General features: G+C 60.1%; 27 protein-coding genes. 14 read left to right on the forward strand and 13 right to left on the reverse strand.

Annotated elements, in window-relative coordinates:
* Positions 1-39 precede the first annotated feature (39 nt).
* Genes VLA07_RS26715 through VLA07_RS26730 form a run of 4 tightly spaced genes read left to right on the forward strand, consistent with a single transcriptional unit; the run spans position 40 to position 3,878 of the window.
* On the forward strand, positions 40-1,110 hold the full coding sequence (locus tag VLA07_RS26715; protein ID WP_285374033.1) for an acyl-CoA dehydrogenase family protein: 1,071 nt from the start codon (positions 40-42) through the stop codon (positions 1,108-1,110).
* On the forward strand, positions 1,107-1,949 hold the full coding sequence (locus tag VLA07_RS26720; RefSeq protein ID WP_333992577.1) for an ABC transporter ATP-binding protein: 843 nt from the start codon (positions 1,107-1,109) through the stop codon (positions 1,947-1,949). Before VLA07_RS26715 ends, VLA07_RS26720 begins: the two co-directional genes overlap by 4 nt.
* Entirely contained in the window at positions 1,915-3,114 is a 1,200-nt protein-coding gene (locus VLA07_RS26725; RefSeq protein ID WP_333992579.1) for an ABC transporter substrate-binding protein, read from the forward strand. The genes VLA07_RS26720 and VLA07_RS26725 overlap by 35 nt, the downstream gene beginning before the upstream one ends.
* On the forward strand, positions 3,114-3,878 hold the full coding sequence (locus VLA07_RS26730) for an ABC transporter permease (RefSeq protein ID WP_333992581.1): 765 nt from the start codon (positions 3,114-3,116) through the stop codon (positions 3,876-3,878). The genes VLA07_RS26725 and VLA07_RS26730 overlap by 1 nt, the downstream gene beginning before the upstream one ends.
* Positions 3,879-4,323: 445 nt before the next feature.
* Here the strand turns inward: VLA07_RS26730 and VLA07_RS26735 are convergent, their stop codons facing one another.
* On the reverse strand, positions 4,324-6,705 hold the full coding sequence (locus VLA07_RS26735; RefSeq protein ID WP_333992583.1) for a DUF3772 domain-containing protein: 2,382 nt from the start codon (positions 6,703-6,705) through the stop codon (positions 4,324-4,326).
* Between the two features lie 163 nt (positions 6,706-6,868).
* On the opposite strand from VLA07_RS26735, the gene VLA07_RS26740 reads away from it, so the two are divergent.
* Positions 6,869-8,239, forward strand: a complete 1,371-nt coding sequence (locus VLA07_RS26740) for a hypothetical protein (protein WP_333992585.1) — start codon at positions 6,869-6,871, stop codon at positions 8,237-8,239.
* Positions 8,240-8,318: 79 nt separating this feature from the next.
* On the opposite strand, the gene VLA07_RS26745 is transcribed toward VLA07_RS26740, so the two are convergent.
* The 3 genes from VLA07_RS26745 to VLA07_RS26755 all read right to left on the reverse strand — a co-directional run bounded on the left by VLA07_RS26745 (position 8,319) and on the right by VLA07_RS26755 (position 10,623).
* Entirely contained in the window at positions 8,319-8,768 is a 450-nt protein-coding gene (locus VLA07_RS26745) for a GNAT family N-acetyltransferase (protein ID WP_333992586.1), read from the reverse strand.
* Positions 8,769-8,873: 105 nt separating this feature from the next.
* Entirely contained in the window at positions 8,874-9,599 is a 726-nt protein-coding gene (locus VLA07_RS26750) for an alpha/beta fold hydrolase (RefSeq protein ID WP_333992588.1), read from the reverse strand.
* 100 nt (positions 9,600-9,699) lie between these two features.
* Entirely contained in the window at positions 9,700-10,623 is a 924-nt protein-coding gene (locus tag VLA07_RS26755; RefSeq protein ID WP_330206828.1) for a LysR family transcriptional regulator, read from the reverse strand.
* Positions 10,624-10,894: 271 nt separating this feature from the next.
* Here VLA07_RS26755 and VLA07_RS26760 point away from each other — a divergent pair, with 271 nt between their 5' ends.
* Positions 10,895-11,491 (forward strand): DJ-1/PfpI family protein, encoded by a 597-nt coding sequence (locus VLA07_RS26760; RefSeq protein WP_096797689.1) that lies wholly within the window; start codon positions 10,895-10,897, stop codon positions 11,489-11,491.
* 31 nt (positions 11,492-11,522) lie between these two features.
* Here VLA07_RS26760 and VLA07_RS26765 read toward each other — a convergent pair whose 3' ends face one another.
* Positions 11,523-11,681: a DUF2986 domain-containing protein gene (locus VLA07_RS26765; RefSeq protein WP_081730283.1), complete on the reverse strand. Its 159-nt coding sequence runs from the start codon at positions 11,679-11,681 to the stop codon at positions 11,523-11,525.
* Between the two features lie 48 nt (positions 11,682-11,729).
* The gene (locus VLA07_RS26770) at positions 11,730-12,062 is read right to left on the reverse strand and encodes a low molecular weight protein tyrosine phosphatase family protein (protein WP_247268667.1); all 333 of its coding nucleotides are present in this window, start codon (positions 12,060-12,062) and stop codon (positions 11,730-11,732) included.
* A 286-nt stretch (positions 12,063-12,348) separates the two neighbouring features.
* On the opposite strand from VLA07_RS26770, the gene VLA07_RS26775 reads away from it, so the two are divergent.
* On the forward strand, positions 12,349-13,044 hold the full coding sequence (locus tag VLA07_RS26775) for a tRNA (adenine(22)-N(1))-methyltransferase (protein ID WP_333992593.1): 696 nt from the start codon (positions 12,349-12,351) through the stop codon (positions 13,042-13,044).
* A gap of 72 nt (positions 13,045-13,116) precedes the next feature.
* Positions 13,117-13,596 (forward strand): MerR family transcriptional regulator, encoded by a 480-nt coding sequence (locus tag VLA07_RS26780; protein WP_333992595.1) that lies wholly within the window; start codon positions 13,117-13,119, stop codon positions 13,594-13,596.
* 15 nt (positions 13,597-13,611) lie between these two features.
* On the opposite strand, the gene VLA07_RS26785 is transcribed toward VLA07_RS26780, so the two are convergent.
* The gene (locus VLA07_RS26785) at positions 13,612-14,616 is read right to left on the reverse strand and encodes an acetoacetate decarboxylase (ADC) (protein WP_431061417.1); all 1,005 of its coding nucleotides are present in this window, start codon (positions 14,614-14,616) and stop codon (positions 13,612-13,614) included.
* Positions 14,617-14,653: 37 nt separating this feature from the next.
* Positions 14,654-15,445: a type 1 glutamine amidotransferase domain-containing protein gene (locus tag VLA07_RS26790; protein ID WP_097087841.1), complete on the reverse strand. Its 792-nt coding sequence runs from the start codon at positions 15,443-15,445 to the stop codon at positions 14,654-14,656.
* Positions 15,446-15,639: 194 nt separating this feature from the next.
* Here VLA07_RS26790 and VLA07_RS26795 point away from each other — a divergent pair, with 194 nt between their 5' ends.
* The 3 genes from VLA07_RS26795 to VLA07_RS26805 all read left to right on the forward strand — a co-directional run bounded on the left by VLA07_RS26795 (position 15,640) and on the right by VLA07_RS26805 (position 18,644).
* Positions 15,640-16,719 (forward strand): saccharopine dehydrogenase family protein, encoded by a 1,080-nt coding sequence (locus VLA07_RS26795; protein WP_333992597.1) that lies wholly within the window; start codon positions 15,640-15,642, stop codon positions 16,717-16,719.
* Positions 16,720-16,793: 74 nt separating this feature from the next.
* Complete coding sequence (locus VLA07_RS26800) at positions 16,794-18,026, forward strand: NADH:flavin oxidoreductase/NADH oxidase family protein (RefSeq protein WP_333992599.1); 1,233 nt, start codon at positions 16,794-16,796, stop codon at positions 18,024-18,026.
* Between the two features lie 183 nt (positions 18,027-18,209).
* Positions 18,210-18,644: a GFA family protein gene (locus VLA07_RS26805; protein ID WP_333992601.1), complete on the forward strand. Its 435-nt coding sequence runs from the start codon at positions 18,210-18,212 to the stop codon at positions 18,642-18,644.
* A 19-nt stretch (positions 18,645-18,663) separates the two neighbouring features.
* Here VLA07_RS26805 and VLA07_RS27305 read toward each other — a convergent pair whose 3' ends face one another.
* Together VLA07_RS27305 and VLA07_RS26815 are read right to left on the reverse strand one after the other, a co-directional pair.
* On the reverse strand, positions 18,664-18,801 hold the full coding sequence (locus VLA07_RS27305; RefSeq protein ID WP_442969560.1) for a DUF1993 family protein: 138 nt from the start codon (positions 18,799-18,801) through the stop codon (positions 18,664-18,666).
* Positions 18,794-19,186, reverse strand: coding sequence for a MerR family transcriptional regulator (locus VLA07_RS26815; protein WP_041074696.1), 393 nt, complete (start codon positions 19,184-19,186; stop codon positions 18,794-18,796). Before VLA07_RS26815 ends, VLA07_RS27305 begins: the two co-directional genes overlap by 8 nt.
* 74 nt (positions 19,187-19,260) lie before the next feature.
* On the opposite strand from VLA07_RS26815, the gene VLA07_RS26820 reads away from it, so the two are divergent.
* The gene (locus VLA07_RS26820) at positions 19,261-20,340 is read left to right on the forward strand and encodes an SDR family oxidoreductase (RefSeq protein WP_333992603.1); all 1,080 of its coding nucleotides are present in this window, start codon (positions 19,261-19,263) and stop codon (positions 20,338-20,340) included.
* Positions 20,341-20,485: 145 nt separating this feature from the next.
* On the opposite strand, the gene VLA07_RS26825 is transcribed toward VLA07_RS26820, so the two are convergent.
* A complete protein-coding gene (locus VLA07_RS26825) occupies positions 20,486-21,607 on the reverse strand; it encodes an SMP-30/gluconolactonase/LRE family protein (RefSeq protein WP_333992605.1) in 1,122 nt (373 codons plus the stop codon).
* A 236-nt stretch (positions 21,608-21,843) separates the two neighbouring features.
* Here VLA07_RS26825 and VLA07_RS26830 point away from each other — a divergent pair, with 236 nt between their 5' ends.
* A complete protein-coding gene (locus VLA07_RS26830; RefSeq protein ID WP_333992607.1) occupies positions 21,844-22,959 on the forward strand; it encodes a saccharopine dehydrogenase family protein in 1,116 nt (371 codons plus the stop codon).
* Positions 22,960-22,961: 2 nt separating this feature from the next.
* Complete coding sequence (locus tag VLA07_RS26835; protein WP_096797702.1) at positions 22,962-23,453, forward strand: DUF2269 family protein; 492 nt, start codon at positions 22,962-22,964, stop codon at positions 23,451-23,453.
* Between the two features lie 20 nt (positions 23,454-23,473).
* Here VLA07_RS26835 and VLA07_RS26840 read toward each other — a convergent pair whose 3' ends face one another.
* Together VLA07_RS26840 and VLA07_RS26845 are read right to left on the reverse strand one after the other, a co-directional pair.
* Positions 23,474-23,914, reverse strand: a complete 441-nt coding sequence (locus VLA07_RS26840) for a thiol-disulfide oxidoreductase DCC family protein (RefSeq protein WP_333992609.1) — start codon at positions 23,912-23,914, stop codon at positions 23,474-23,476.
* A gap of 263 nt (positions 23,915-24,177) precedes the next feature.
* The coding region (locus VLA07_RS26845) for a hypothetical protein (protein ID WP_333992611.1) at positions 24,178-24,412 on the reverse strand (235 nt) is incomplete at its 5' end.

Consider the following 24,412-nt stretch of genomic DNA (forward strand, 5'->3'; position numbering starts at 1 on the left):
TCTATGGTTGATGCGGCTGCGTACAAGGAGAGAAACGACATGCTCAATCAGGCATTGACGCAATGGCTGGAACACAACGCCCAGGCCCTGGATGCGGGCGACGGCGATCCACAACAGGTGCTGACGCAACTGGCGCAGGCCGGCGTGCTACGGGTCGGCATCAGCCCGGCGCTGGGCGGCAGCGGTGGTCACGTAAGTGATGCCGTGGAAACCCTGGCTGCCGTCGCCAGCCATTCATTGGCGGCGGCGTTTGTGTTCTGGGGCCAGCGGGCCTTCATCGAATATCTGTTGCACAGCCCCAACGCGGCGCTGAGGGAAAAACTGCTGCCGGCGTTGCTCCGCGGAGAGCTGGCCGGGGCTACCGGTTTGTCCAACGCGATGAAATACCTGTCGGGCATCGAGGCACTGCAAGTGCGTGCCGCCCACACCGCAGACGGCTGGACCCTGAACGGGCGCCTGCATTGGGTGACCAATCTGCGCCAAAGCGGTTTCGTGGTGGCGGCGGCGATCGAGCACGAGGAAGGTGGTTCGCCGTTCGTGCTGGCGATCGCCGATGACGCTGCCGGCGTACAACGTTCCGCCGATCTGCAACTGATGGGGCTGCAATCGAGCAACACCGCAGCAATCGATTTCGCGCAAGTGGCGGTCGGACGCGAATGGCTGCTGCATGAAGATGCGCGCAAGTTTCTGCCAGCGGTGCGCCCGGCGTTCCTTGGCTTGCAGTGCGGCATGGCGATTGGTCTGGCGCGACGGGCGCTGGCCGAGGTCGAAGGACATTTGCAGGACGGCCGTTCGATTCTGCTGGAGCCGTTGCAGGAACAACGCGAGCAACTGGCGCAGAGCGTCGATGCGCTCAAGCAGGGTCTGCACGACGGACGTTTCCTGACCCAGCCGGGCGCCTTGTTCCAGATCCGCATCGCGCTGGCCGAATCCGCCGCCAACGCCGTGCAACTGGAACTGCAATCGAGCGGCGGCAAAGCTTATCTGACCGAGCACGGCAGTGGTTTCGCCCGGCGCTGGCGTGAGTCGGCGTTCGTGCCGATCGTCACTCCGAGCCTGGTGCAATTGCGCGCCGAATTGCAGCGGCAGAAACGGGAAGCGACGGCATGACGGCGCCGGTGCTGGAGGCGCAGGGCATCAGCCTCGGCTACCCGCGAGAGCAGGGCTGGCACACCGTGCTGGAACACTTCGACCTGCAATTGCAACCCGGCGAAGTGGTGACGATTCTCGGCCCCAGCGGTGTCGGCAAATCCAGTCTGCTGCGAGTGCTGGCGGGTTTGCAGGCACCGCAACAGGGTCGGGTGAGCCTGCTTGGCGAGCCACTGACCGGCGCACATCCAAGGGTGGCGGTGGCGTTTCAGGACCCGAGCCTGTTGCCGTGGCTGACTTTGGAAAAGAACGTCGCCTTCGGTCTCGATTTCGCTCGCCAGCCGCACCTCACGGCCGAGCAGCGCAAGGCGCGGATCGACCACGCCATCGCTGCGGTCGGCCTCGAACACGCGCGGTTGCAGCACCCGGCGCAGTTGTCCGGCGGCATGGCCCAGCGCACCGCGCTGGCGCGGTGTCTGGCCCGTCAGCCGCAGGTGCTGTTGCTCGATGAACCGTTCGGCGCGCTGGATGAAATCACCCGCGCCGACATGCAGCAGTTGCTCCTGCAACTGATTGCCGAACACCACACCGCTGCCGTGTTGATCACCCACGACATCGACGAAGCCCTGCTGCTTTCCGAGCGGATTCTGCTACTGGGTAACAGCCCGGCGCACATCCTCGGCGAGTGGCGCATCGACCTGCCTCAGCCGCGTGCCGAGCTGGTCGAGGAACTGGGCGCGCTGCGCATCGACATCCTCAAAACCCTTCGGCGGGCAAGCCGCAACCCCCTCACTCAACCTGTGCCCGCTACGTCGGAGATTGACCATGTGCCTGGACGACTTCACTCACACACGTCGTGACTTCCTCAAACTCAGCGCGCTGCTGACCGCTGGCGGCGCGTTGCCGCTGCTCAACAGCCTCAACGCCCGCGCCGCGTCCGAGCCGAACGCGCCGGTGCGCATCGGTTATCTGCCGATCACCGACGCCACGCCGTTGCTGGTCGCGCACAACAACGGCCTGTTCGAGGCCGAAGGCATTCAGGCCGAGCGCCCGGTGCTGCTGCGCAGTTGGGCACAGGTGATCGAGGCGTTCATTTCCGGGCAGGTCAACGTGATTCACCTGCTGTCGCCAATGACCGTGTGGCCGCGTTACGGCAGCAAGGTGCCGGCCAAGGTCGTGGCGTGGAACCACGTCGGCGGCTCGGGCCTGACCGTGGCGCCGGGCATCACCGAGGTCAAACAACTCGGTGGGCAATCAGTGGCGATTCCGTTCTGGTATTCGATCCATAACGTGGTGGTGCAACAGCTGTTCCGCGACCACGGTCTGGTGCCGGTGAGCAAATCGGCGAGCGCCGCGCTGGCGCCGAACGAGGTCAATCTGCTGGTGCTGCCGCCGTCGGACATGCCGCCGGCCCTGGCGAGCAAACGCATTGCCGGCTACATCGTCGCCGAGCCGTTCAATGCGCTGGCCGAGGAACTCAAGGTTGGCCGCGTGCAACGCTTTACCGGCGACGTCTGGCGCAATCACGCTTGCTGCGTGGTGTTCATGCACGAACAGGATCTGAACAACCGTCCCGAGTGGTCGCAGAAAGTGGTCAACGCCATCGTAAAAGCGCAGGTCTGGACCCGCAACAACCGCGCCGAGGCCGCCAAGCTGCTGTCCAAGGACGGCGCCAATCGCTATACGCCGCACGCGCAACCGGTGCTCGACCGGGTGCTGTCGCCGGCCACCAGCGACCGCGAGCAGTATCTGGCCAGCGGCGCGATCCAGCACAGCCATTGGGACGAGCAGCGCATCGATTTTCAGCCGTACCCGTTCCCCAGCTACACCGAAGAACTGGTCAAACGTCTGAAGGACACGCTGATCGAGGGCGACAAGGGGTTCCTTGCCAACCTCGATCCGCAGCAAACCGCCCGGGATCTGGTAGACGATCGCTTCGTGCGTAATGCCATTGCTACAGTCGGCGGGATGAAGGCATTCGGATTACCGGAAAGCTTTGATCGCAGCGAGGAGTTCAGCCTCTGATGCGTCAGCGATCTTCTTCGATCGTTCATGGTTTGTTGGGTGTGGCGGGGCTGTTGTGCCTGTTGCTGCTGTGGTGGCTGGGCGTACACGTGTTCGGCGGCAACGACAGCCTGGCGCTGCGCTTTTCACCCGAGGCAACCCTGGCGAGCCTCGGCGAACTGCTGCTGCGCCCGGAGCTGTACGAGCATGTGCTGGTCAGCCTGAAGCGGATTCTGGTCGGTCTGCTGCTGGCGCTGCTGATCGGCGTGCCACTGGGCTTGATGATCGGCAGCTACCGGCATCTGGAAGCAGCGACCACGCCGGCGTTTCAGTTTCTGCGGATGATTTCGCCGCTGTCGTGGATGCCGGTAGTGGTGATGCTGATGGGCGTTGGCGATCAGCCGATCTACTTTCTGCTGACCTTCGCTGCGGTGTGGCCGATCCTGCTCAACACCGTGGCCGGTGTGCGCCAGCTCGACCCGCGCTGGCTGCAACTCAGCCGCAGCCTCAGCGCCACCCGCTGGGAAACCCTGCGCAAGGTGATCCTGCCCGGCGTGCTCGGCCATGTGCTGACCGGGGTGCGGCTGTCGATCGGCATTTTGTGGATCGTGCTGGTGCCGTGCGAGATGCTCGGCGTCAGCGCCGGGTTGGGCTACTTCATCCTCGATACGCGTGATCGACTGGCGTATTCGGAACTGATGGCGATGGTGCTGCTGATCGGTGTGCTGGGCTTTACGCTGGATGCGTTCGCGCGCTGGCTGCATCGACGCTGGGCGCCGGCATGAGCCTCTTCCCGCCACCATCACGTTGACTGACACACCGCCATCGCTGGCAAGCCAGCTCCCACAATGATCTCGGCCAGTCGCCAACTCCGCGCCCACCGCAGAACCCTGTAGGAGTGAGCCTGCTCGCGAAGGGGGCGTGTCAGTCACCCCCGCTGTGACTGAACCACCGCCATCGCGAGCAGGCTCACTCCTACAATGCTTTAGGCCAGCCGGCACATTTGCGTTAACCGCAAACCCCTGTGGGAGCTGGCTTGCCAGCGATGGGGCCGTGTCAGCCGCCATCACTTCAGACTGACCCACCGCCGTCGCTGGCAAGTCACCTTCCACAGGGGNCGCAAACCCCTGTGGGAGCTGGCTTGCCAGCGATGGGGCCGTGTCAGCCGCCATCACTTCAGACTGACCCACCGCCGTCGCTGGCAAGTCACCTTCCACAGGGGGTGGTCTGCTACGGCGTGGCGGCGGGTTTCGCCAGCGCAATCCCCGCATCCCCCAGTCGCTTGAGTATCTCGAACAGCAGGTCACTCTTGGTCCCGCCGACAATCCGTGGGCTGCCGACGTAGCCGGTCACCGTCAAGGTGATGCCATCCGGCGACAGCTTGCTGAAGCGCACGTACGACGCCGGTTTGTCGAGGATGTTTTCGTTTTCGCGGTAGGTATTGAGCAGCAGTTCCTTGACCTGTTCGGGGTCGATGTCCAGCGGGAACATCAGCTCCAGGCTTGCCACCCCCTGGGCGCTGCCGCCGAGGGTGACGTTGCGCAGGTTCTGCGAGATCAGTTGCGAGTTGGGCACGATTACGATGGAGCGGTCGCTGAGCTGGATTTCCGTGGCGCGCACGTTGATCCGGCGGATATCGCCCTCGACGCCGCTGATGCTGATCAGGTCGCCGACCTTCACCGGGCGTTCGGTGAGCAGGATCAGCCCGGAGACGAAGTTCTTGACGATCTCCTGCAAGCCGAAACCGATCCCCACCGACAACGCACTGACGATCCATGCCAGATTGGTCCAGCGCACGCCCAGCGACGACAGCGTCAGGAGGATGACCGTGGCATAACCGATGTTGGAAAACAGCGTGCTCAACGACGCGCACATGCCCGGATCCATGTCGGTCTTGGGCAGGAATTCATTGTCGAGCCAGCGGCGCAGGGCGCGGATCAGGTAGATGCCGATCAGCAACGCCAGCACGGCATTGATCAGATGCGCCGGGACTATGTTCAGCTTGCGCAACCCGGCGCCACCAAGAATGCCCATGACATTAGTGGTCAATTGCCCGAACGTGGTGCCAATGCCACCGACGAACAGAGTAATCACTGCCAGCAACAGCAACCCGGCACGGCTGGCACCGGACAGTACAATCGAAATCTGCTCCAGCCGCCGGTCGCCCATGCCCAGGGTCTGCTTGATGGTCTTGCCGGCCGAGTAGCGCGGCGAGAACAGGTATTCGCAGGCGTCCTTGACCACTTGAACCAGCAGATAGAACCCGGCCAACACGATATAGGCCCAGACCAATTCATAGGTGACGAAGCGGGCCAGCGATACGTAGCCGGTCAGCAAGGCCAGCGCCGACACGCACATGCACACCGTGGCGATGCTGTAGATCGCCCCGGCAAACGTGCTGCCGGCCTCCGGTTCATTGGCGGTGAGCAACGCTTTGCGCACTTTGCCGACGCGCAACAGCAGCGGCACCAGAATCACGATCACCACGATGGCAATCACCCCACGCTGGGCGATCACGATCTGGCTGCTCATGCCGGTGGCGTTACTGACCTGCACCAGCGTCACCAGCACCAGCAGAGTGGCAGCGAGAATCCTTGGATAGGGCCGCAATGCCAGCGCCACCGAGTCGGCTATCGCCGGCAGCCGCCATGAAGGATGCTGAGTCGACAGCAGCGCGCGGCTCAGCGCGGTGATCAGGACGCAGGCGTAAACGGCTTTTTCGAACTCCTCGGAAAAAGTCTGCAGCATGGGCGTCAGTGGTTCGTGGCGGGTGCAGGCGTAGAACAGCAGATGCAGGGCGATGGCCGTGGTGCCAAGGGTCGCCAGCGCCGAGGCGAATGCCAGCGCGCTGCGGCGCAGGCGACCCTCCGGCATGCGGTGGATGCACAACCAGGTCAGCCCGCGCTCGGCGAGTCGGCGGCCGACCGTCCAGAAAGCCAGCGCCAGCAGCACCAGCACACAGGTGAAAAAGCGCTGCCCCGGTGCCCAGACTGTGGCCCAGGTGATGCTGACCTGATCGATGAAAAACTTCAGGCGCTGACGATCATCCGGCTCCGGCACCACCAACGGCGACCAGAAGTCCGGGCTCAGAATGCTGTCGGTGCGCAGCGTCAGTTCGCTTTCGAGCAGCGTGCGGCGGATGCCGGCGATTTGCGTGATCAACTCGGCGGCGCTTTGTTTGAGCGCGGCAAGGCTTTTGAGCGTGGCATCGACCTTGTTTTTCTGCTCGTTGAGCTGCGCCCGTTGTGCGGCGATTTCCGCCTGTTCGGCGGCAATCTGCGTATCCGGTGCTGCGCCAAGCACCCCCAGTTGCACCGCCAGTTGTGCCTGCTGCGGCAACAACGATGCCGACAACCGATCGACATCCAGAATGAACGTCTGCACCCGGTCTTGCGGGCCTTCGAGCTGGTTGTAGTTGTTGGCGGCGGAAATCTGCTGCTTCAGCCCGTCGAGGCGCAGTTGCAGGGCTTGCAGATCACTTTGCGAGACCTCCACCAGCGGCGCCGCAGCGGTCGCCGAGGGCGTCGGCAAATCCGCCGCCCACGACGCCGAACCGCTCGGAGCGAGCAGGAGCAGCGCGACAAAAAACAATGACTTCAATGTGTTGCGCATGAGAGGGGCCGGTTCTCGTTGATCACACAAGCTATGAGGTTAGGTGATCGAACCGGGCGCGGCGGAAAATTTCGGGGGGAGCAGGGCATGCGTTTCAAAAAAACTCGGTGACAGGCATGCTATGGCTCACGCCAATGTTCGGACGTCAGGGATAGTCAGCTCCATGTGGAAAGTTTTGTTGCAAAGACTCACCGGAAAAACTTCCACCACTGCAAAAAACGAACGCTCAGTAGATCCAGTAGATCCAGTAGATCCAGTAGATCCAGTGGATCCACCAGAAGTATTGCCAGTGCGTGACTGGAAGTGGCTGGTCACGTCCTGGGATGGATTCGACCGGGAGGCCGGTCTACGGCAAATCCGCTCATCGCAATCGACCGAGCGGCTGGCGTCCATTATCGTGCGGCTCAACGACTGGGTGCCGCAGGTACGCGCGGCGGCCAGAGACGCTTTCGCAGACTACCTGACCCCCGAGTATGGCCCTTGGCTGATCGCCAAGACTCCCGCCATCCTTGCACTTGAGCAGCGTCGACGCGAAGACCACGGCGTTACTATCCAAAAGCTTGAAGCGCTGCTGGCAACACCCGAATGCCTCGCGCAAACCACAGCTGCCTTCGAAACCAGCCGTGGCGCCTGTACGCGGTTGTTTTTCAGGGTACTCGCTCAGACAAAGCGCGCAGATGAGCTGGAGGCGTTTCTTGTCGCGAGCCTTCATCATGCAGATTTCAGTGTGCGGCGGGCTGCGCTCGGCAGGGCAATGGCGCTGCCTCTGGCATCGGCGCAGAAGGCCATTGCCTATGGACTCGCCAGCAACAGCAGCATTCTCAGGCGCCTGTCGTTTCTGCAAGCCATTGAGTTGCAAACGGATCGCACACGACTGATCGAAGACTTTCTGACCGACCCATCGTCTGCAGCAAGATCGACTGCACTCTGGGCCGCCAGAAAGTATGGCGTCGACCCGTTGCAGGTACTACGAGCGCGACTGGCAGGCGAGATTCCCGCTACCAAAGCCCGTTGGCTTGGCGTACTCGGGTTGGCGCAGTCGCTTGGCATGGCGATCCCGCAAGGGTGGATGAACGCAGCCCTCAGCCAAAACAGTGGCGAGGTTCGGGCACTGGTCTTGAGCCTCGAAGGAGAGGGCAGGCCTGATTTACTGATCGTGGCGATCGCGGATCCGTCACGCCCGGTGTTCGAGGCCGGGGTACGCGGCCTGCGCCCGCAGCCATGGAAAGTCATCGAGTCAGCATTCAGCGCTCAGCTCGAAACACTCTGGCCAACGTTATCCGCCTCTCGACGTCAGGCACTGCTTGAGCTGATGCCCAAATGGACGCAGGCCGGATATCTGTTGCAGCAGCTGTCTCGCACACCTGCTGAACCTTCCGTGCTTGAGCAGTTGCGTGCATGGGTCTATGGCCAGACTTACTCGATTACTGACCGCGAAACATCAGAAAGCGAGCGTGCCCGAATTGTCGAGAAACTGACTGCGCTTGAGAAGGACGGGGCATTGCCGACAGGGTCGGTTGCCAGGCTGATATGAAGTTGTTGTCAGGCAGGTATGAGTGCTCGAACCCGGATAGGTTGAATCGGGGAAGGTCTGTTACGCGGTTGGATTCGGATCACGTCTGCTGGCTGTCAGGGCCTGTCCACGACATTTCGATATGCGTGTCTGTCGCGCCAGTCTGGCGAAAACCCAGTCGCTCATAGAGCTTCTGCGCCAGAGTGTTCGTGCGAAAAGCGCCCAATTGCAACGGCACTTGACGGGCTGCGGCTTGCAGCTGAAGGTTCTTCAGAATGCGCGAGCCAATGCCCTTGCCTTGGTACTCGGGCGAAATAGCGATGTTCTGAACATGGATTCGATCTTCTTTGTCCAGTATCTGCACATAGCCAACAATCCGGCCGTCTTGTTCAATAACCGAAGTGGCTGCGCAGGCGAATTCCGTTGCGAAATTTGCGCGTTGCCAACTCTCATCCCAGCCCCATATTTTCTCGATGTGTTCGCGGAAGACTGCTCGATGCAAGTCGAAGAGGGCTGGCTGGTCGCTATCGGTGGCGGGGCGTGCGGTCATGCTGGTCTCTGATTTGTGCTTTTGACCTGGTGAGGCTAGTGGCTGCAACAACAAACGGCAATTCGGATCGATATGCCGCGCAGCATCTGACTGGCCCAAATACACTCAAAGCGCCACCCGCTGCAGAAACTTCCTGACCTCCAGCGAATACGCCCCCGGATGGGAAAACCTGAACATATGCCCGGTCCTCGGCATGACGACTTCCTGCGCTGCCTGTATCCCTTTCAGCAGGATCCCCGCAGCCTCTCTGCCGATCAGCCTGTCTTCCTCGGGCGTGAGGATCAGCGTCGGCACGTCGATCTTTGCCAGCAGGGCGGTGTAGTCGACGGTCTCGATCGAGCGCACGCGGCTGACGTAGGCCTTGTGTGGGGTTTGCTTGATGAAGAAGGCGCGGCTGTTGGCGGTTGACCAAGGGATTTCGCCTTCCTTGTCGAACGACGAAGCCAGTTGCGCGGCGTGGAAGCGCAGGGTGGTCTGTCGATAAAACGGCCCGGAGAAGAACGGCGCCAGCGCGGCCAGCGTTTTCAGCAGGGGCGAGGTGATCGGGTTTTTGGCGAAACCGCCGGACAGCACCAGGCCCTTGAGGCCTTTTGGCTGGCGCGTTGCAACCGCGATCGAGGCGACCGCGCCGTAGGAGTCGCCCACCAGCACGTAGCATTCGAGATCTTTCACTTGATCAACGATGAAGTTGGCGAGCGTTTCCAGATCAGCGACGTCGTCCGGTAAGCGCAACGTACGCATGGCGCGGTGCTGCAAGTGGCTGAGTTGGTTGAGCTGCCACGGCGCACCGGCGAAGCAAGGGACCATGACCAGCGTGGGCTCGATTTGCATGAGAATTCCAGGGATGTTGAACGGATGTCCGCACTCTAGGAGCACCGAGGCGCGCGATCCAATGGCATTGGTGCAGCCTCTCGATGCACGAGGTCGATCATCAGTCGCCGATCAGCATTCTGGTGATCCATTCAACCGCCGGCTCGTTGGCGCGCCCGCGTGCGCGGACGACGAAGACCTCCCAGGTGGGCAGCGTCAGGGGCAATTCGAACAGGCTCAGTTGTGCGGTTTCCTGCATCTGCAAGGCGACACGTTCGGCGACTACGGCAATCGATTCCGATGCGCCGATCATAAACGGTACCGCCAGAAAACTCGGGCAGGTGACGCTGACCTTGCGGCTGCGACCGAGCTGTTCCAGCGCGTCATCGACAGCGCCCCGCGCGTCGCCCCGGGGCGAAATCAGAACGTGCGGCAGACGCGTGAAGTCATCCAGTTCCATATGCAAATGTTTGCCGCGCTTGACCAATGCCGGGTGCCCTTTGCGGGCGATGCCGACGAATCGCTCCTTGTGCGCGAGCTGGCAATCAAAGCGTTGCGGCACTTGCGCAAACGAACCCGAACCCAACACCAGGTCGATCTCGCCGGCGTCCAGTTGGCGCATCGCCGACTCGCCATCCACCGGCCCGAGTTTCAGCACCACCTCCGGCGCCGCAACCTGAATTTCCGCCAGCGCCGGGGCGATGACGGTCAGCACGGCGTGATCGGTGGCCGCTATCCGCAGTGTCGCCTGCAGACGCGCTGGATCGAACGGCCCCCGTGGGCTGGCGACCAGCCGCACCGATTCGAGCACCGCCGCCACTCTGGGCATCAGCTCGATGGCCAGCGGCGTCGGTGCCATGCCGCGAGGGTTGCGAATGAACAACTGATCATCAAACGCCGTGCGCAAACGCGACAGGGCATGGCTGGTGGCCGACTGCGACAGATGCAGGTGCTGCGCCGCACGACCGACGTGCCTTTGCGCCCAAAGCGCCTCAAGAACCACCAGAAGATTGAGGTCGAAACGCGTCAGATCCAGCGGCTTCATGGGGTGTTGGCCTTTTCATCATTCGATGTTCGCCACTTTCCTACAGCCACTGGCTGAAAGCTACAGCCCGATCTTTCCTGGCAGGCATGCAGGCGTGGTCGTCTGAGAAGGTATAGGGCGAGACGACGCGGTTGTTCAGCCGTCCTTTCCGTGGCGCGTAGCCGGTGTATCAAATGCCCGTCGATGTCGCCTGCAATGTACTCATGACAATTTTTTGATTGTGATGAGCGGCAGATTTTACGATGAGTCATCGCCCATTTAGAGACTCACCATGCACATCGCCATCCTGACCTTTGAAGGCTTCAACGAACTGGATTCACTTATCGCGTTCAGCATTCTCAACCGCGTCAAACAGCCCGATTGGCGCGTGTCGATCGCGAGCCCGACGGAAAAAGTGCGCTCGATGAATGGCCTGGTAATCGAGGCTCAGGTGTCATTGGAGGAGGCGAGCGACGCGGACGCGGTGTTGGTGGGCAGCGGAAGTCTGACCCGGGATATCGTGGCGGATACCGAGCTGATGGCGCGGCTACGGCTCGATCCGCAGCGCCAGCTCTTGGGCGCCCAGTGCTCGGGCACGCTGATCCTGGCAAAGCTCGGCCTGCTCAATGACGTCCCAGCCTGTACCGATCTGATCACCAAGCCCTGGGTGGAGGAGGCAGGTGTGGCGGTGCTCAATCAGCCGTTCATGGCCAAGGGCAATGTCGCCACCGCTGGCGGTTGCCTGTCCTCACAATATATGGCGGCCTGGTTCATCGCCCGTCTGGCCGGTGTGGAGGCCACCCGCAACGCGTTTCATTATGTGACGCCCGTTGGCGAGAAAGAGCTCTACATCGATCGGGCGATCGCGAACATCGAGGCGTATCTGTAAAGCACGTTTAATCGACGCCTGAAGCAGCGAATCAGCTCTCACGGGTTTCAACCGGTTCGGCCGCCGCTTCGGCCGCCAGTTTCGCGCGGTCGGCCTTGCTGATGTACTTGGGCTTTTTCGGCGCCAGTTTGGCGCTGGCCTTTTTGGCCTTTTCCTTGAACAATTGCTGCAGTTTCTTTTGGCGGTTCATGTTTCTACTCAATTTGAAAGTACGGTGATGAGGATGGCAGCCTGAGCACTAAGCCCGAGGCTCGAGATAAGGCTTCACGGCGTCCTCAAGAATGTCCACCAGCTCGGGATCCATGAAGCGATAGTCATCTGGAATATCCAGCGTGTGGATCGGCTTGTGCTCAAGTAATCGGGTGTATTCGGCTTGCAGGCGATTGAGGTGCTTGCGTTCCATGACAAAGATGACATCGGCCCAGCGGATATCCGCCGGGCCGATGGGTTTGCGTGCGTTGGGGCTGGTGCCTGCCGAGCGGGCTTCGAAACCGGGTCGACGGCGCCAGATCGCCTCCGCCGTCGGACTGCGCCATTGGTTGCGGCTGCACACGAACAGGAGATTGGTCACACTTGATCCAGCAATTGGCGGGTGGTGCGGATGGGATAGTTCATGCCCAGTTGGAGCGCCCTGGCCAGTTTGTCAGCAGCCGCGGTAATACGAGTTGTGGGTATGGTAAGCGTGAATCGACGCAGTGGCTAGGTGGTTGAGCCGTTGAAGCCTTGCCTCTGCAGCCACTGGTCACACCAACGCAGTAAGGCGCTTGCCCGGATTTGAAATACCCATCATTGCCCGCTAGAGTCGCGCCCCTTGTCCGGCCAGCAGCGCCGGCGATGGCTGGGGAAGAGGGCGGCAGTTGAACGAACACACATTGTCCATGCGACTGGAGCGGGTGGCGGCGCATGTACCGGCCGGCGCGCGCTTGGCGGATATCGGCTCGGATCACGGCTATCTGCCGGTGGCCCTGATGCGCCGTGGCGCCATCGTATCGGCGGTGGCCGGCGAGGTGGCGCTGACGCCGTTCCATGCCGCGGTGCGCACGGTGCGCGACAACGATCTGCAGCAGCACATCAGCGTGCGTCTGGCCAGTGGTCTGGCGGCGATCGAGCCTGATGAAGGAATCACCGCGATCAGCCTCTGCGGCATGGGCGGCGAGACGATTCGCGACATTCTCGACAGCGGCAAGGCGCGCCTGCGCGGGCACGAACGGCTGATCCTGCAACCCAACGGCGGCGAGCAACCCCTGCGCCAATGGCTGATGGACAACGGCTACCGCATTCTTGATGAGGAAGTGCTGCAGGAAAACCGTTTCTTCTACGAAATCATCGTCGCCGAGCGCGGCGCACCACTGAGTTATAGCGCCGAACAGTTGTACTTCGGCCCGTTGCTGATGCAGACGCGCAGCCCGGCATTCATCGCCAAATGGCAGCGCTTGTTAAGGCAGAAACAGAAAACCCTGAGCAGCTTCAAACAGGCACGCCAGGCTGTGCCCGAGGAGAGGCTGGAAGAAGTTATGCGGCAGGTGCAGTGGATGACTGAGTTGCTGGCGTGATCTGCCGTGTTGGCTGTTGCACTCCTTCAGGTTTAAAGTCAGATTCAAGGTTAACGTGCTGCGGAGTTGGACATGAGAATTGGTGAACTGGCAAAAATCAGCGGACTGGCGCCTTCGCGTATCCGCTTCTACGAAGCGAGCGGGTTGATCACTTCGGTCGCGCGCAAAGCCAATGGCTATCGCGATTACGCCCCCGACACACAGTGGGTGTTGCATATCATCACCGGCGCGCAGGCGGCAGGTTTCTCCCTGGAGGAAATCCGTCAGTTGATGCCGATGAACGCGAGTGGCTGGCAGCATGACCAGTTGCTCAGTGGCTTGAAGCAAAAGGTCGAAGAAATCGAAGTCCTGCAGCAACGGCTGGCGCAGAACAAGGAACAACTACTGCTGGTCATCAAGGGGATCGAGGGCAAACCTGCGGGGATGGCGTGTGCGGACAATGCGCAGAGGCTGATCCAACGGCTGTGCGAAGAAGGCGTGGCTTCTGCGCCCGCCAAGCAGCCAGCAGCTGCGGCAAGAAAAGCAAACGCCCGTCAGGCATCCAGAGTCTGACGGGCGTTACAGCCTTCAGCGATTGCCAACCAGCGTGGCAAGCGGTTTTGGCGCATAGAGCGCACTCTGGAACTCGGGGACATATTCGTACTTGAGCATTTTCCCCAGCTTCAAGTCGCGCAAGTAGTTCGACAGGCTGCCATCGCCCAGTGTCAGCGTGGCGGCATCCGCGTCCCGGCTGGAACCGTGGCTGAGTTGGCGCGACACCGCGTAGCCATAGGCCAGTTGGCCCTGGTGATCGAGGTTGGTAAAGCTGCTGGTGACGATATCCTCATCGCGCGACAGTTTGTCGAGCTTCTTCGCAGTGAAGGACACGTCCGGTTTGCCGGTCTGGCTGTCACTGATCTCATAGATCACGGATTGCCCGTTTTCTTTGCGATCAATGCCGGTCAGCCACTTCGGCAGGTTGTAACCGACGACTCCGCGCACCCGCGCCAGCTCGGTATTGACCGGCAACTTGAGCACATAACCCCAGAAATCTTCTGACATCGACTGGCCAATCAACGTGAGCGGGCCCAGGTTGGCTTTGCCGGGTTTGTTGGTGATGATCGACACGGCAACTTCGTTATAGGCGTCGTTATCGCAATGCTCGTAGGTGTACGCAGTGAATGCGATCAAGCCACGTCCTGGCCAGACTTGCAGCGGTTGCACGGTGGCCAGTATTTCGGGCGGCATCAACGCCCGGAGCCGGTCGAGGTCGGCGGTATAGATCGCCGTGACACGACTGTTCTGGTAGTAGAAGTTTGGGGAATAGGACTCGAAGCCAATGTCGACCTTGTGCTTTTCCAGTCCTTTGAACCAGCTTAAATCAACGCCCGGGACTTCGGCGGCAATCACCGACAACGGCGGATTGGAGCGAAAGCGGTCATAGAGGCCACCCTTGACGACGGGCACCGGGTGGCCGGCAATGTCGATGGTGGTGGTCTCGGTCAGGTCGGACATTTCAGGTGTCTCCGCCAACGCAGCGTTGGCAAAAGTGGTGATCAGCAATCCTGTTAAAACGGCGCTTGCGAGTTTCAATCGGACTTTCTCCGGTGGGTAGGCACTACAAAAAGATTTAGCGCGTTCGTTCGTCGGCGTTGAGCACCGCCATCACGGCTTCAGCCACGGCTTTGGGCGATTGAGGGTTCTGGCCGGTCACCAGCCTTCCATCGGTAATGGCAAACGAAGTGAACGGCAGCCAGCCCTTGCGGTAGTGCGCGCCCTGGCTCACCAAGCGGTCCTCAAGAAAGAATGGCACCTGATTTTTCATGCCCGAGAGCAGCTCTTCGCGGTCAGAGAAACCGGTGATGTTTCGGTTCTTGATGATCAATTGGCCTTGGCTGTCCTTCAGATCCAGCAGACCCGCTACGCCATGGCACACGGCCGACACGATGCCGCCCTGGTTGTAGATGGTTTCGGCGACACGGCGCAGGTCAGGGTTGTCGGGAAAGTCCCACATGACGCCATGGCCCCCGGTGAAGTAGATGACGCCGAAGCGGGACGGATCGACCTCGGCGATCGGCAGCGTATTGGCCAGGCGCGCGCGGAACGCAGGGGACTGCAAGTGCTCCCGCGCAGCCTTGTCCATGTACAACCAGCCCAGACTGCGTTCGTCCAGAGGCACCGCGCCACCCTTGGGGCTGGCAAACACAGTGGTGTAGCCGGCGGCTTCCACCACATCGGTGAAGTGGGTCAGCTCGGTCAGCCACAACCCGGTGGTATCGGTTCGAGAGGGATAACTGGCGTGATTGGTCATGATCACCAGGATCTGGCGATCCTTGATAGCCGCCGACTCAGCATTTGCAAACGTCATGAAAGCACCACCTATCAATAACAGGGCAGAGGAAACAAGGGTCTTGAGCATCATCCGGGCTCCATCGAGCAAGCAGGTCGGCGCATGCTCACCTTAAACCTCGCTTTAAGGTCAACCCCGCTGCTGCGAATAATTTGCGTCGATGCCATCGGACTTTTGCTTGACCCTCAACCTGACTTTAACGCTAGCGTCTGACGCTGATTGGGCAAGGCAATAACGCCGGTCATCAATCCACTCAGGAGCCACGCATGAGTCAGCAAGACCTACCGGATACACCGATGAAATGGATGATTTATGGCGCCAACGGCTATACCGGCGAACTGATCGCTCGCGATGCCGTCAGGCGTGGACTCAGGCCGGTGTTGGCCGGACGTAGCCGCAACAAGGTCGAAGCGTTGGCCCGGGAACTGGGTCTCGAAGCCCGGGTGTTCGGTCTGGACGACCCTGCGCGGTTGCTGGCGCAGATCAAGGGCCACGGTTTGATTCTGCATTGCGCGGGGCCGTTTTCCGCGACCGCCGCGCCGATGATCGAGGCTTGCCTGCGAGCCGGCGCACACTATCTGGACATCACTGGCGAGATTGCCGTATTCGAACATGCGCAGTCCCTGAATGAGCGGGCGCGGGCAGCGGGGTCAGTCATTTGCCCCGGCGTCGGCTTCGATGTAGTCCCGACCGACTGCGTTGCCGCCGCCCTGAAAGACGCGCTGCCGGATGCGACGCATCTGGCGCTGGGCTTCGATTCACGTTCGAGCTTTTCACCCGGCACTGCCAAGACATCAATCGAAGGCCTGGCGCAGGGTGGCAAGGTCCGACGTGACGACAAGATTGTTTCCGTGCCGCTGGCCTATCGGGTACGGCGTATCGATTTCGGTGCCGGGGAGAAGCTGGCGATGACCATCCCCTGGGGCGATGTGTCCACCGCCTGGCACACCACCGGCATCGCCAATATCGAGGTGTTCATACCGGGTTCGGCGGGGATGATTCGCGGCGCCAGGCTCGCCAACTGGATTCGTCCGTTGCTGGGACTGTCGTTTGTGCAGCGGCTGCTCAAGGCGCGCATCGGCAAGACAGTGACCGGCCCGGATCAGGCAAAACGTGCTGACCAAGGCACCTATGTGTGGGGCGAGGCCCGCAATGCGCGCGGTGAAAGCAAAGTCGCCCGCGTGCACACCGCGAACGTTTACAGCCTGACGATCGACGCTGCGTTGGCGGTGGTCGGCTATCTGTTGCAGACAACACCACCCGGCGGTGCCTACACACCTGCGCGGTTGTTGGGCGCGGATCTAGTGACGCACTTGCCAGGGTCGAGCGAAATCAACATTGAATGACCTTGAAAAAAGTCATTGACCTTAAAGTTGACTTCAATCTTATGGTGGCCTCATCTCCAGTTGAGGACTGCCCCATGAATGTGTTCGACCCCCTGACCTTACCCAACGGTTTGACCATCAAGAACCGCATCGCCAAAGCCGCCATGGAAGAAAACATGGCGGACGCCGACCAGGCTCCCTCTGCAGAACTGATGCGTCTGTATCAGGCATGGGCCGACGGTGGTGCCGGGCTGATTATCACCGGCAACGTGATGGTCGATGGCCGCGCCATGACCGGGCCGGGCGGCGTGGTGCTGCAGGATGATCAGCAACTCGACAAGTTCAAGCGCTGGGCGCGGATCGGCCGTTCTGCCGGTGCGCAGTTCTGGTTGCAGATCAATCATCCGGGGCGCCAGATGCAGTCCAACCTCGGGCAGAAAACCTGGGCGCCGTCAGCGGTGCCGCTGGAGCTGGGCAAACTGTCCAAGCGTTTCGCCACGCCCCACGCCATGACCGCCAGTGTGATCGAGGACGTCATCCAGCGCTTTGCCAATACCGCACGCCTCGGTGAACAGGCGGGGTTCACCGGCGTGGAAATCCACGCCGCCCACGGCTATCTGTTGAGCCAGTTTCTCTCGCCACTGACCAATCAAAGGACGGACGAGTGGGGCGGCTCTTTGCAGAACCGCGCGCGGTTGTTGGTCGAGATCGTCAAGGCAGTCAGGGCGGTGGTTTCTGCAGAGTTTGCCGTAGCGGTCAAACTCAATTCCGCCGATTTCCAGCGCGGCGGATTCACCGCTGACGACGCGAAAAAGGTGGTTGAGTTGCTCAACGATCTGGGCGTGGATCTGGTGGAACTGTCCGGCGGCAGCTACGAAGTCCCGGCCATGCAGGGTGAGGCGCGCGATGGTCGAACTCTGGCTCGCGAGGCCTATTTCGTCGAGTTTGCCCGGGACCTGCAGACCGTTGCCAAAATGCCAGTGATGGTCACCGGCGGCATCCGCCGTCGTCCGGTTGCCGAAAGCGTCGTGCACAGTGGTGTGGACATGGTCGGCATTGGTACCGCGTTGGCCATCGATCCGTACCTGCCGCGTGACTGGCTGCAGGGCAAGGACAACGCCCCGCAATTGCCGCCGATCACCTGGAAAAACAAGGCCATTGCGGCCTTGGCGAACATGGCGGTGGTGAAGTTTCAGCTGGGTAAACTCAGTCGGGCGAAAAAGCCTGATCCGGGGGTGTCACCGTTACGCGCGCTGATTTTGCAGCAGATCGCCATGGCGTTTCGCACTCGGCAATATCGGCGCTGGGTGGAAAAGCGTTCGGCGTGAGTCGCAAGGCATTTCAATCTTGACGTTGGCGGACGTTCTGACGAGAGCCCGCCAAGTCAACCGATGGCAAACTGTGGGCGCAGTTTTCTTATTTCGGGCCAAGGTCATACGGTCGCAGATCGCTAGAATGCGGTTTTGAAACTTCAGCATGGATGCGCAAGCGCTCGTCCAAAGGAGATATCCGTGATAACAGGGCAGTGTCTTTGCGCTGCAGTACGCTTCTCCCTCACAGTGGAACCGCGCTTTTTCTATCGCTGCCACTGCTCACTGTGCCGCAAACAAACCGGTGTCGGGTTCAACCTCGCTACTCTGGTCAGCGCTCGGGACTTTCGTTGGGACGCAGGGCAGGACTCGATCAACAGTTGGATCAAATCCACCGGCTACAGAAACGACTTCTGCGCACAATGCGGCTCGACCGTGCCCAACCCGCTTCGCGAATCGCCTTACGTGTGGATTCCGCTCGGACTGCTCGATGAGGATCTGAGCATGGAATGCGTTGGCGATTTCTGTGTGGACGATGCCATGTCATGGGATACGCAGCGTTCAACGCGGAGTTATCACGGGGCGGTGGAGTCACTGGCGTTTCTTCTGCAAAAACTTCGGCTCAATCCTGATTGACCCGAAGCTCGCGCTGCAATTACTTCCTTAGATACGCAAACATGTGCTGCACATAATCCGCCTTGCCCAGCGGCACACCATTTTGGCGCAGGATGTTGTAGGCACAGCACACTTTGCGCAGGAGCCTCCCCACGACATTTGCCTTAGGCTCAATGATTGGCAGCGTCGCTCAACTGTTGAAGCTCAAGTTGCCTGGCAGCACTCGCTTCGAGGGTCGCACGCTCTACATCCAGATACCGATGGATGCTTTGGAGGTTGGCAATTTTCTGTTTGATTTCGGCCATCTTCTTTTCAATCAGCTTCGCGCCGTCAGCACAGTCGATCAGCTTGTTGCGCTGCGCATCCAGAATCTCGCCTATTTCCCCCAAGGAAAATCCCATGCTTTGCGCGCGCTGGATAAAGTCCAGATCCTGCAGGGTTTGCTCGGTATAGACACGATAATTGTTGGTTTGCCGCAGCGGTGAGATCAGGCCGATCTGCTCGTAGTAACGCAACGTATGACGGCTGGCGCCGCTGCGAGCCTCGAGTTCGCCGATTTTCATGAAAACACCGCTTGACTGTAGAGTTGGGTCGATACTTTACGCTTGATTTCTCACCTTCAACAAGGAGCAGGGAAATGAGCGTGGAGTGCTTTGTCACGGGGGGAACCGGCTTCATCGGTCAACATTTGCTGGCGAACCTGAGTGCAAAAGGTCACACCCTTCGGGTATTGATGCGTCGCCCGGAGCGGTTGGCTGCGTTGCGCGAGCAAGTTGATAGTTTAGGCGGGTGCGCGGCACGGGTATTTGCCGTGGCTGGCGATCTGGAACAGGACAATCTCGGGCTGAGCCTGGCTGATCAGGAGGTGCTGAGGCGCGCCAGCGTCATATTCCATCTGGGCGCTCACTTCGCATGGGGGCTTTCGATGGAGCAGTCTCGTGCGGTGAATGTGGAGGGGGCAAAGCGTGTGGCGCTGTTGGCGGCTGAGCAAAAAAGCCGTTTAGTGATGATCGGCGGCTACATGCTGAACAATCATGAACATCTGCAACGCATCGGCATTGATCCTCGTCAGCCGGAGTTGACGAACTGGCCCGCCGTCTACCGACGTGTCGGTGGATACGAGGCAAGCAAGCTGGAGGCGCATTTTGCGACCCAGCAGGTCATGTCCGCCAAGGGTGGTGAGATGACCGTTGTCCACCCTGCGACGGTCTGTGGCCACAGCCGCACCGGGCATATCGTTGGCGGTCAGCCGCTGGTGGCGCTGATACGCAACCTGGTGCAGGGCAAGATGACTGCAGTGCCCGGTACCGCCGAGCACTGGCTGCCACTGGTCACCGTGGATTATCTGGTCGAACTGGTGGCTGTTTGTGCTTTTGATCCTGCCATGGTGGGCGAGGAACTGCTGGCGCTTGATGATCAAACGCCAAACTTGCGAGAACTCCTGGCACAGGTGGCTAAACCTTTGGGCTTGAAGTCTCCCAAACATCACATTTCACTCCGACTGCTGAAGTGGCTACTGAGTATTCCTCCGGTCGCGTGGTTTTTGAATACAAAACCCGAAGCCTTGGACTTTATCCAGACCACTCGTTTCAACACCGCGGCGGTCGAGCAGTTTGCCAACAGGCATGGAATCGCCAAACCGGATATACGTCAGGCTTTGCAGCACACGGCAACGTTCGTCAACGCGTATTGCATAGCCAAGGGCCAGGCACTCTGACTTCTCCCTTGGGCGCCGCCGTCGATACAGGGCGGCATTCTATCGAACGACAATTCAGCAACAAGGATCGTCACCGCGCAGCCTCGGATGCGCGGCAGGATCTTGTTTCGCTACTCACGGAGCTGTCGCTAGACCAACGTCGGTTTTACAACGCAAACGTAGTCCCGCGAGTATTCACAAACAATGAGTAGATCGAGTGACTACTGGCCATGAACAGTCGATTGCCTTCGCGCCCGCCGAAGCACAGGTTCGGGCAGCGCTCTGGCAGCGAAATGTGCCCGATGGCCTTGCCCTGCGAGTTGAAAACACGCACGCCGTCGAGTTTTTCCAGGTCGGCCTTGGGATCACCATTACCGCCCCAGCCGCACCACAGGTTGCCCGCTTCGTCGCACTTGATGCCGTCAATCGCGGCATAGTCCAAGCCTTCGATGTGCTTGCGGCGTTCACCCAGGGTGCCGTCGTCTTTCACCGCAATCGCCCAGATCAAGCGATTGGGCTTGGCGCGACCTTCGACGACATACAGGGTCTTTTCATCGGGAGAAAAGCACAGGCCGTTGGGGCCGTTGAGGTCGTCGATTACCCGAGTGACTTTTTGGCTCTCACCGTCGATGCGGTACACGGCGTGGGGTTGGGTCGGGGTGACTTTGTGGCCTTCGTAGTTGTTGCCGGTCTGGAATGGCGGATCGGTGAACCAGATCGAGCCATCACTTTTGCAGACAATGTCGTTGGGCGAGTTGAAGGGCTTGCCGTCGAAACTGTCGGCCAGCACGGTGATCGTGCCATTGTGTTCGGTGCGCGTGATGCGGCGCCCTTCGCTAGTGGTGGTGGAGCCTTCGCAAACGATCAGACGCCCTTGTCGATCCCGGCACATGCCGTTGGAGAAGTTTGAGTGTTCGCGGTACACCGTGAAGGAGTCGGTGATTTCGTCCCAGCGCATGATGCGATTATTGGGGATGTCGCTGACCAACAGATAGCGGCCATCACCGACCCACACCGGTCCTTCGGCCCAGCGCATGCCGGTGGCGAGCTTTTCAACACTGGCGTTGAAAACGCGTAGCTCCAGGAAACTGTCGTCGAGGATATGAATCAGTGGATCAGGGTAGCGCTGACTCAAGGGTTCGGCGGCATCGGAGAAGCGGGGCAGTGCGGCGCTGCCGACAGTGGCGAGCGTGGCGGAAACAGCGAGCGACTTTTTCAGGAAACTGCGGCGGGTATTGCCTTGCGCTTGATCAAGGCTTTGAGGCTTGGCGGACAGGAATGAGTCCATGTAGCGATCTCCGTGGTTTTATTTTTGTTGAGGAGACGTAGTAATACCTTGTGATAAGACATCGTACAAGTTGATGTGGCAGTCGCCAGCGCTGCATGTCATGCCGGTGACTGGAATCGATCTGGCCGACATGGCGCTAACTCTTACCGATGCTGTCTTGCCTGGCCCGGTGATATCAGGGAAGCTGCGCCGAGCCCGGTTGCGGGGCAGTTGTTGAATTGTTCAGGGAAGCGTTGATGGCACTCAGGGTGTTGGTGGTTGGCGGGTATGGAAACTTTGGCAGCATCGTTTGTCGGCATCTGATCGATATGCCGGGCATCGAACTGGCGATCTCGGGGCGCGATCCGCAGAAGCTGGAGCGCAAGGTCGCTGAGTTGGGGGCGAGCTGCGAAAGCTGGTGTGGTGATGCGATGGGCGCCGGTTTCACCGCTGCTCTGCGCGCAATGAATATTCAACTGGTGATTCACACGGGCGGCCCGTTTCAGGGGCAATCCTATGCAGTGGCCGAAAGCTGCATCGAGGCGGGCGTCAATTATTGCGATCTGGCGGACTGCCGGACGTTCGTCAATGGCATCGGCACACTCGATGCACGGGCGAGGGAGGCCGGTGTCGCCATCCTCAGTGGTTGCAGTTCGGTGCCGACGCTGTCGTCGGCGATCATCGATGAGCAGCGCCATCACTTCAAACGCATCGACTCGATCGAACACGGCATTTCCTCGTCAGCGAAAATGCCGGGGTTGTCGACGATCGAGGGTGTACTGGCGTATGCGGGCAAACCGATCCGCCAACTGCGCAATGGTCAAGTGCATGAGGTGATGGGCTGGGAAGACCTGACCCTGCGCAAGCTGCAGAACCTGGGCACTCGTGCGCTGGCCAATGTTGATGTACCGGACATGGACATCTTTGCCAGCCGGTTTGGTGCGCACACGTTGAGTTTCAAGGCTGGCGCTGGCCTCAAGCTTGGCGGCGTGGCCAATTATCTGTTTGCACTGGCGATGAGAAAAGGGCTGGTGCGTGACCACAGGGTGTGGGCCGCCAGGTTGCATCGCTGGGGGACATGGTTTGAGCGTTTCGGTGATGGCAAAAGTGCGATGTATATAGATGTGCGGGGTGTCGGAATGAACGACCTGCCGTTGTCGATGACGGCGCAACTGACCGCGCTGAATGACAAGGGGCCGGAGATCCCTAGTTGTGCTGCCGTCGCTCTGGCCGCGAAGATCGCCCGAGGTTACCTGCCCGAACCGGGTGCCCGTCCTTGTGTCGGTGAAATCAGCGTCGACGAATACATGGCAGCGATCAACGATCCGCAGAATCTTGGCCTGTCTGTGATGTTCTCTGACGGGACTTGGTGAGCATGCTTTATCTGAGCGTGAAGTACGTGCATGTCATCGCTGCGATTTTCCTCTTCGGCTTCGGCATGGGTTCCTATCTGTACCTGATTGCCGCCAGCCGTACGGCCAATCCACAAGTGATCGCGCATGTGGCGAAAATGGTGGTGCGCTATGACGCCTGGATCACCACGCCGGCGGGCTTCATCCAGATCGCGACGGGTTACTGGCTGACAAGGCTTTCCGGGTTGCCCTTGACCACGGACTGGGTGCTGATGTCGCTGATCCTGTTCTTGATAGTGGGATCGCTCTGGCTGCCGGTGCTGTTGCTGCAGAAACGTTTGCAAGGGATGGCGGCGGACGCGGTGCAATGTGGGGCAGGGGTTGATGCTGATTACCGGGCTGTTTATCGGCAGTGGTTCTGGATGGGCGTTTGCGGGTTTCTCGGGATGTTCGTGATTGTCTTGATGATGGTGACGAAGATGACGCCGGGGCAATGGCTGCAGTTGATGCTGTAGCGGAGCATTCACATTGGCGACTAGAGGAAGCGACGGTCGTGATCGGGGTCGGGCAACAGGCAGGTGTCGTACTTGCCGAAGATCCGATAACGATTCAGTGCGACGCGGTCGTAGGCCCAATCTCTAAGTGCTCGTGGGAAAACTCGCAGAAGCCTGACCAGCGACCAACGAGCCGGCAGTTGTGCAATCACTTCGAAGAACGCATCGGAGCGCACCCAGTAATGCTGGTCGCGGATCACCGCCATAGTGTCGAATTCGTCCACCGGGAGACCGGCCCATGCCAGCAAGGCCTGACCTTCTGGCGATTGCACTGCCGCCAGGCGCACTCGCTGTTTGTTGTCGTGGCGAATCAGAAAACGCGCCCAGCCGTTGCATAGCTTGCAGACGCCGTCGAACAGCACCACGGTCTCGCCTGGATTGAGCAGAGGCGCTGGGGTAGGGCGTATTCGGGAGCCGGGCAAGGGCCGGGGTCCAGGAAGTTGGGCTGTCATTGTGAGGCATCATCCGAAGGCGTTGTTTTAGGCGATGGACCGTATGCTGCGCATCTGTTGACGGTGCGTCTATATATAAGCAGGCTTTTTCGGTGCATTGATAGAAACCTGAAATTAACGGTTGACGGCAGATTCAGGAGGTCTATAATTCGCCCCACTTCCGGCGCAGTCGAAACGGAAAACTCCTTGAGATTCAACGAGTTATGCGGTTTTCGACGGCGACTTGCTTCAGTTCATCGAAGCCTGGAAGGAGTTGAAAGAGCAGTGATGTTTGGCTCTTTTGACGGTTCGATCTTCTCGGTCGAAAGCGGAGAAAAAGAGGTGTTGACAGCAGCGTGTAACGCTGTAGAATTCGCCTCCCGCTGACGAGAGATCGGAAGCGCAAGTGGTTGAAGTTGTTGAAGAAATCTTCGAAAACTTCTGAAAATAATCACTTGACAGCAAATGAGGCTGCTGTAGAATGCGCGC

Origin of the sequence: Pseudomonas sp. S3(2024), assembly GCF_036861315.1 — a bacterium.
In the GTDB taxonomy this organism is placed as follows: domain Bacteria; phylum Pseudomonadota; class Gammaproteobacteria; order Pseudomonadales; family Pseudomonadaceae; genus Aquipseudomonas; species Aquipseudomonas putida_A.

Excerpts from the sequence above, each read along its gene's own strand:
- VLA07_RS26715 (WP_285374033.1), top strand. The coding sequence starts at position 40 with ATGCTCAATCAGGCATTGACGCAATGGCTGGAACACAACGCCCAGGCC.
- VLA07_RS26720 (WP_333992577.1), top strand. The coding sequence starts at position 1,107 with ATGACGGCGCCGGTGCTGGAGGCGCAGGGCATCAGCCTCGGCTACCCG.
- VLA07_RS26725 (WP_333992579.1), top strand. The coding sequence starts at position 1,915 with ATGTGCCTGGACGACTTCACTCACACACGTCGTGACTTCCTCAAACTC.
- VLA07_RS26730 (WP_333992581.1), top strand. The coding sequence starts at position 3,114 with ATGCGTCAGCGATCTTCTTCGATCGTTCATGGTTTGTTGGGTGTGGCG.
- VLA07_RS26735 (WP_333992583.1), bottom strand. The coding sequence starts at position 6,705 with ATGCGCAACACATTGAAGTCATTGTTTTTTGTCGCGCTGCTCCTGCTC.
- VLA07_RS26740 (WP_333992585.1), top strand. The coding sequence starts at position 6,869 with ATGTGGAAAGTTTTGTTGCAAAGACTCACCGGAAAAACTTCCACCACT.
- VLA07_RS26745 (WP_333992586.1), bottom strand. The coding sequence starts at position 8,768 with ATGACCGCACGCCCCGCCACCGATAGCGACCAGCCAGCCCTCTTCGAC.
- VLA07_RS26750 (WP_333992588.1), bottom strand. The coding sequence starts at position 9,599 with ATGCAAATCGAGCCCACGCTGGTCATGGTCCCTTGCTTCGCCGGTGCG.
- VLA07_RS26755 (WP_330206828.1), bottom strand. The coding sequence starts at position 10,623 with ATGAAGCCGCTGGATCTGACGCGTTTCGACCTCAATCTTCTGGTGGTT.
- VLA07_RS26760 (WP_096797689.1), top strand. The coding sequence starts at position 10,895 with ATGCACATCGCCATCCTGACCTTTGAAGGCTTCAACGAACTGGATTCA.
- VLA07_RS26765 (WP_081730283.1), bottom strand. The coding sequence starts at position 11,681 with ATGAACCGCCAAAAGAAACTGCAGCAATTGTTCAAGGAAAAGGCCAAA.
- VLA07_RS26780 (WP_333992595.1), top strand. The coding sequence starts at position 13,117 with ATGAGAATTGGTGAACTGGCAAAAATCAGCGGACTGGCGCCTTCGCGT.
- VLA07_RS26790 (WP_097087841.1), bottom strand. The coding sequence starts at position 15,445 with ATGATGCTCAAGACCCTTGTTTCCTCTGCCCTGTTATTGATAGGTGGT.
- VLA07_RS26795 (WP_333992597.1), top strand. The coding sequence starts at position 15,640 with ATGAGTCAGCAAGACCTACCGGATACACCGATGAAATGGATGATTTAT.
- VLA07_RS26800 (WP_333992599.1), top strand. The coding sequence starts at position 16,794 with ATGAATGTGTTCGACCCCCTGACCTTACCCAACGGTTTGACCATCAAG.
- VLA07_RS26815 (WP_041074696.1), bottom strand. The coding sequence starts at position 19,186 with ATGAAAATCGGCGAACTCGAGGCTCGCAGCGGCGCCAGCCGTCATACG.
- VLA07_RS26820 (WP_333992603.1), top strand. The coding sequence starts at position 19,261 with ATGAGCGTGGAGTGCTTTGTCACGGGGGGAACCGGCTTCATCGGTCAA.
- VLA07_RS26825 (WP_333992605.1), bottom strand. The coding sequence starts at position 21,607 with ATGGACTCATTCCTGTCCGCCAAGCCTCAAAGCCTTGATCAAGCGCAA.
- VLA07_RS26830 (WP_333992607.1), top strand. The coding sequence starts at position 21,844 with ATGGCACTCAGGGTGTTGGTGGTTGGCGGGTATGGAAACTTTGGCAGC.
- VLA07_RS26835 (WP_096797702.1), top strand. The coding sequence starts at position 22,962 with ATGCTTTATCTGAGCGTGAAGTACGTGCATGTCATCGCTGCGATTTTC.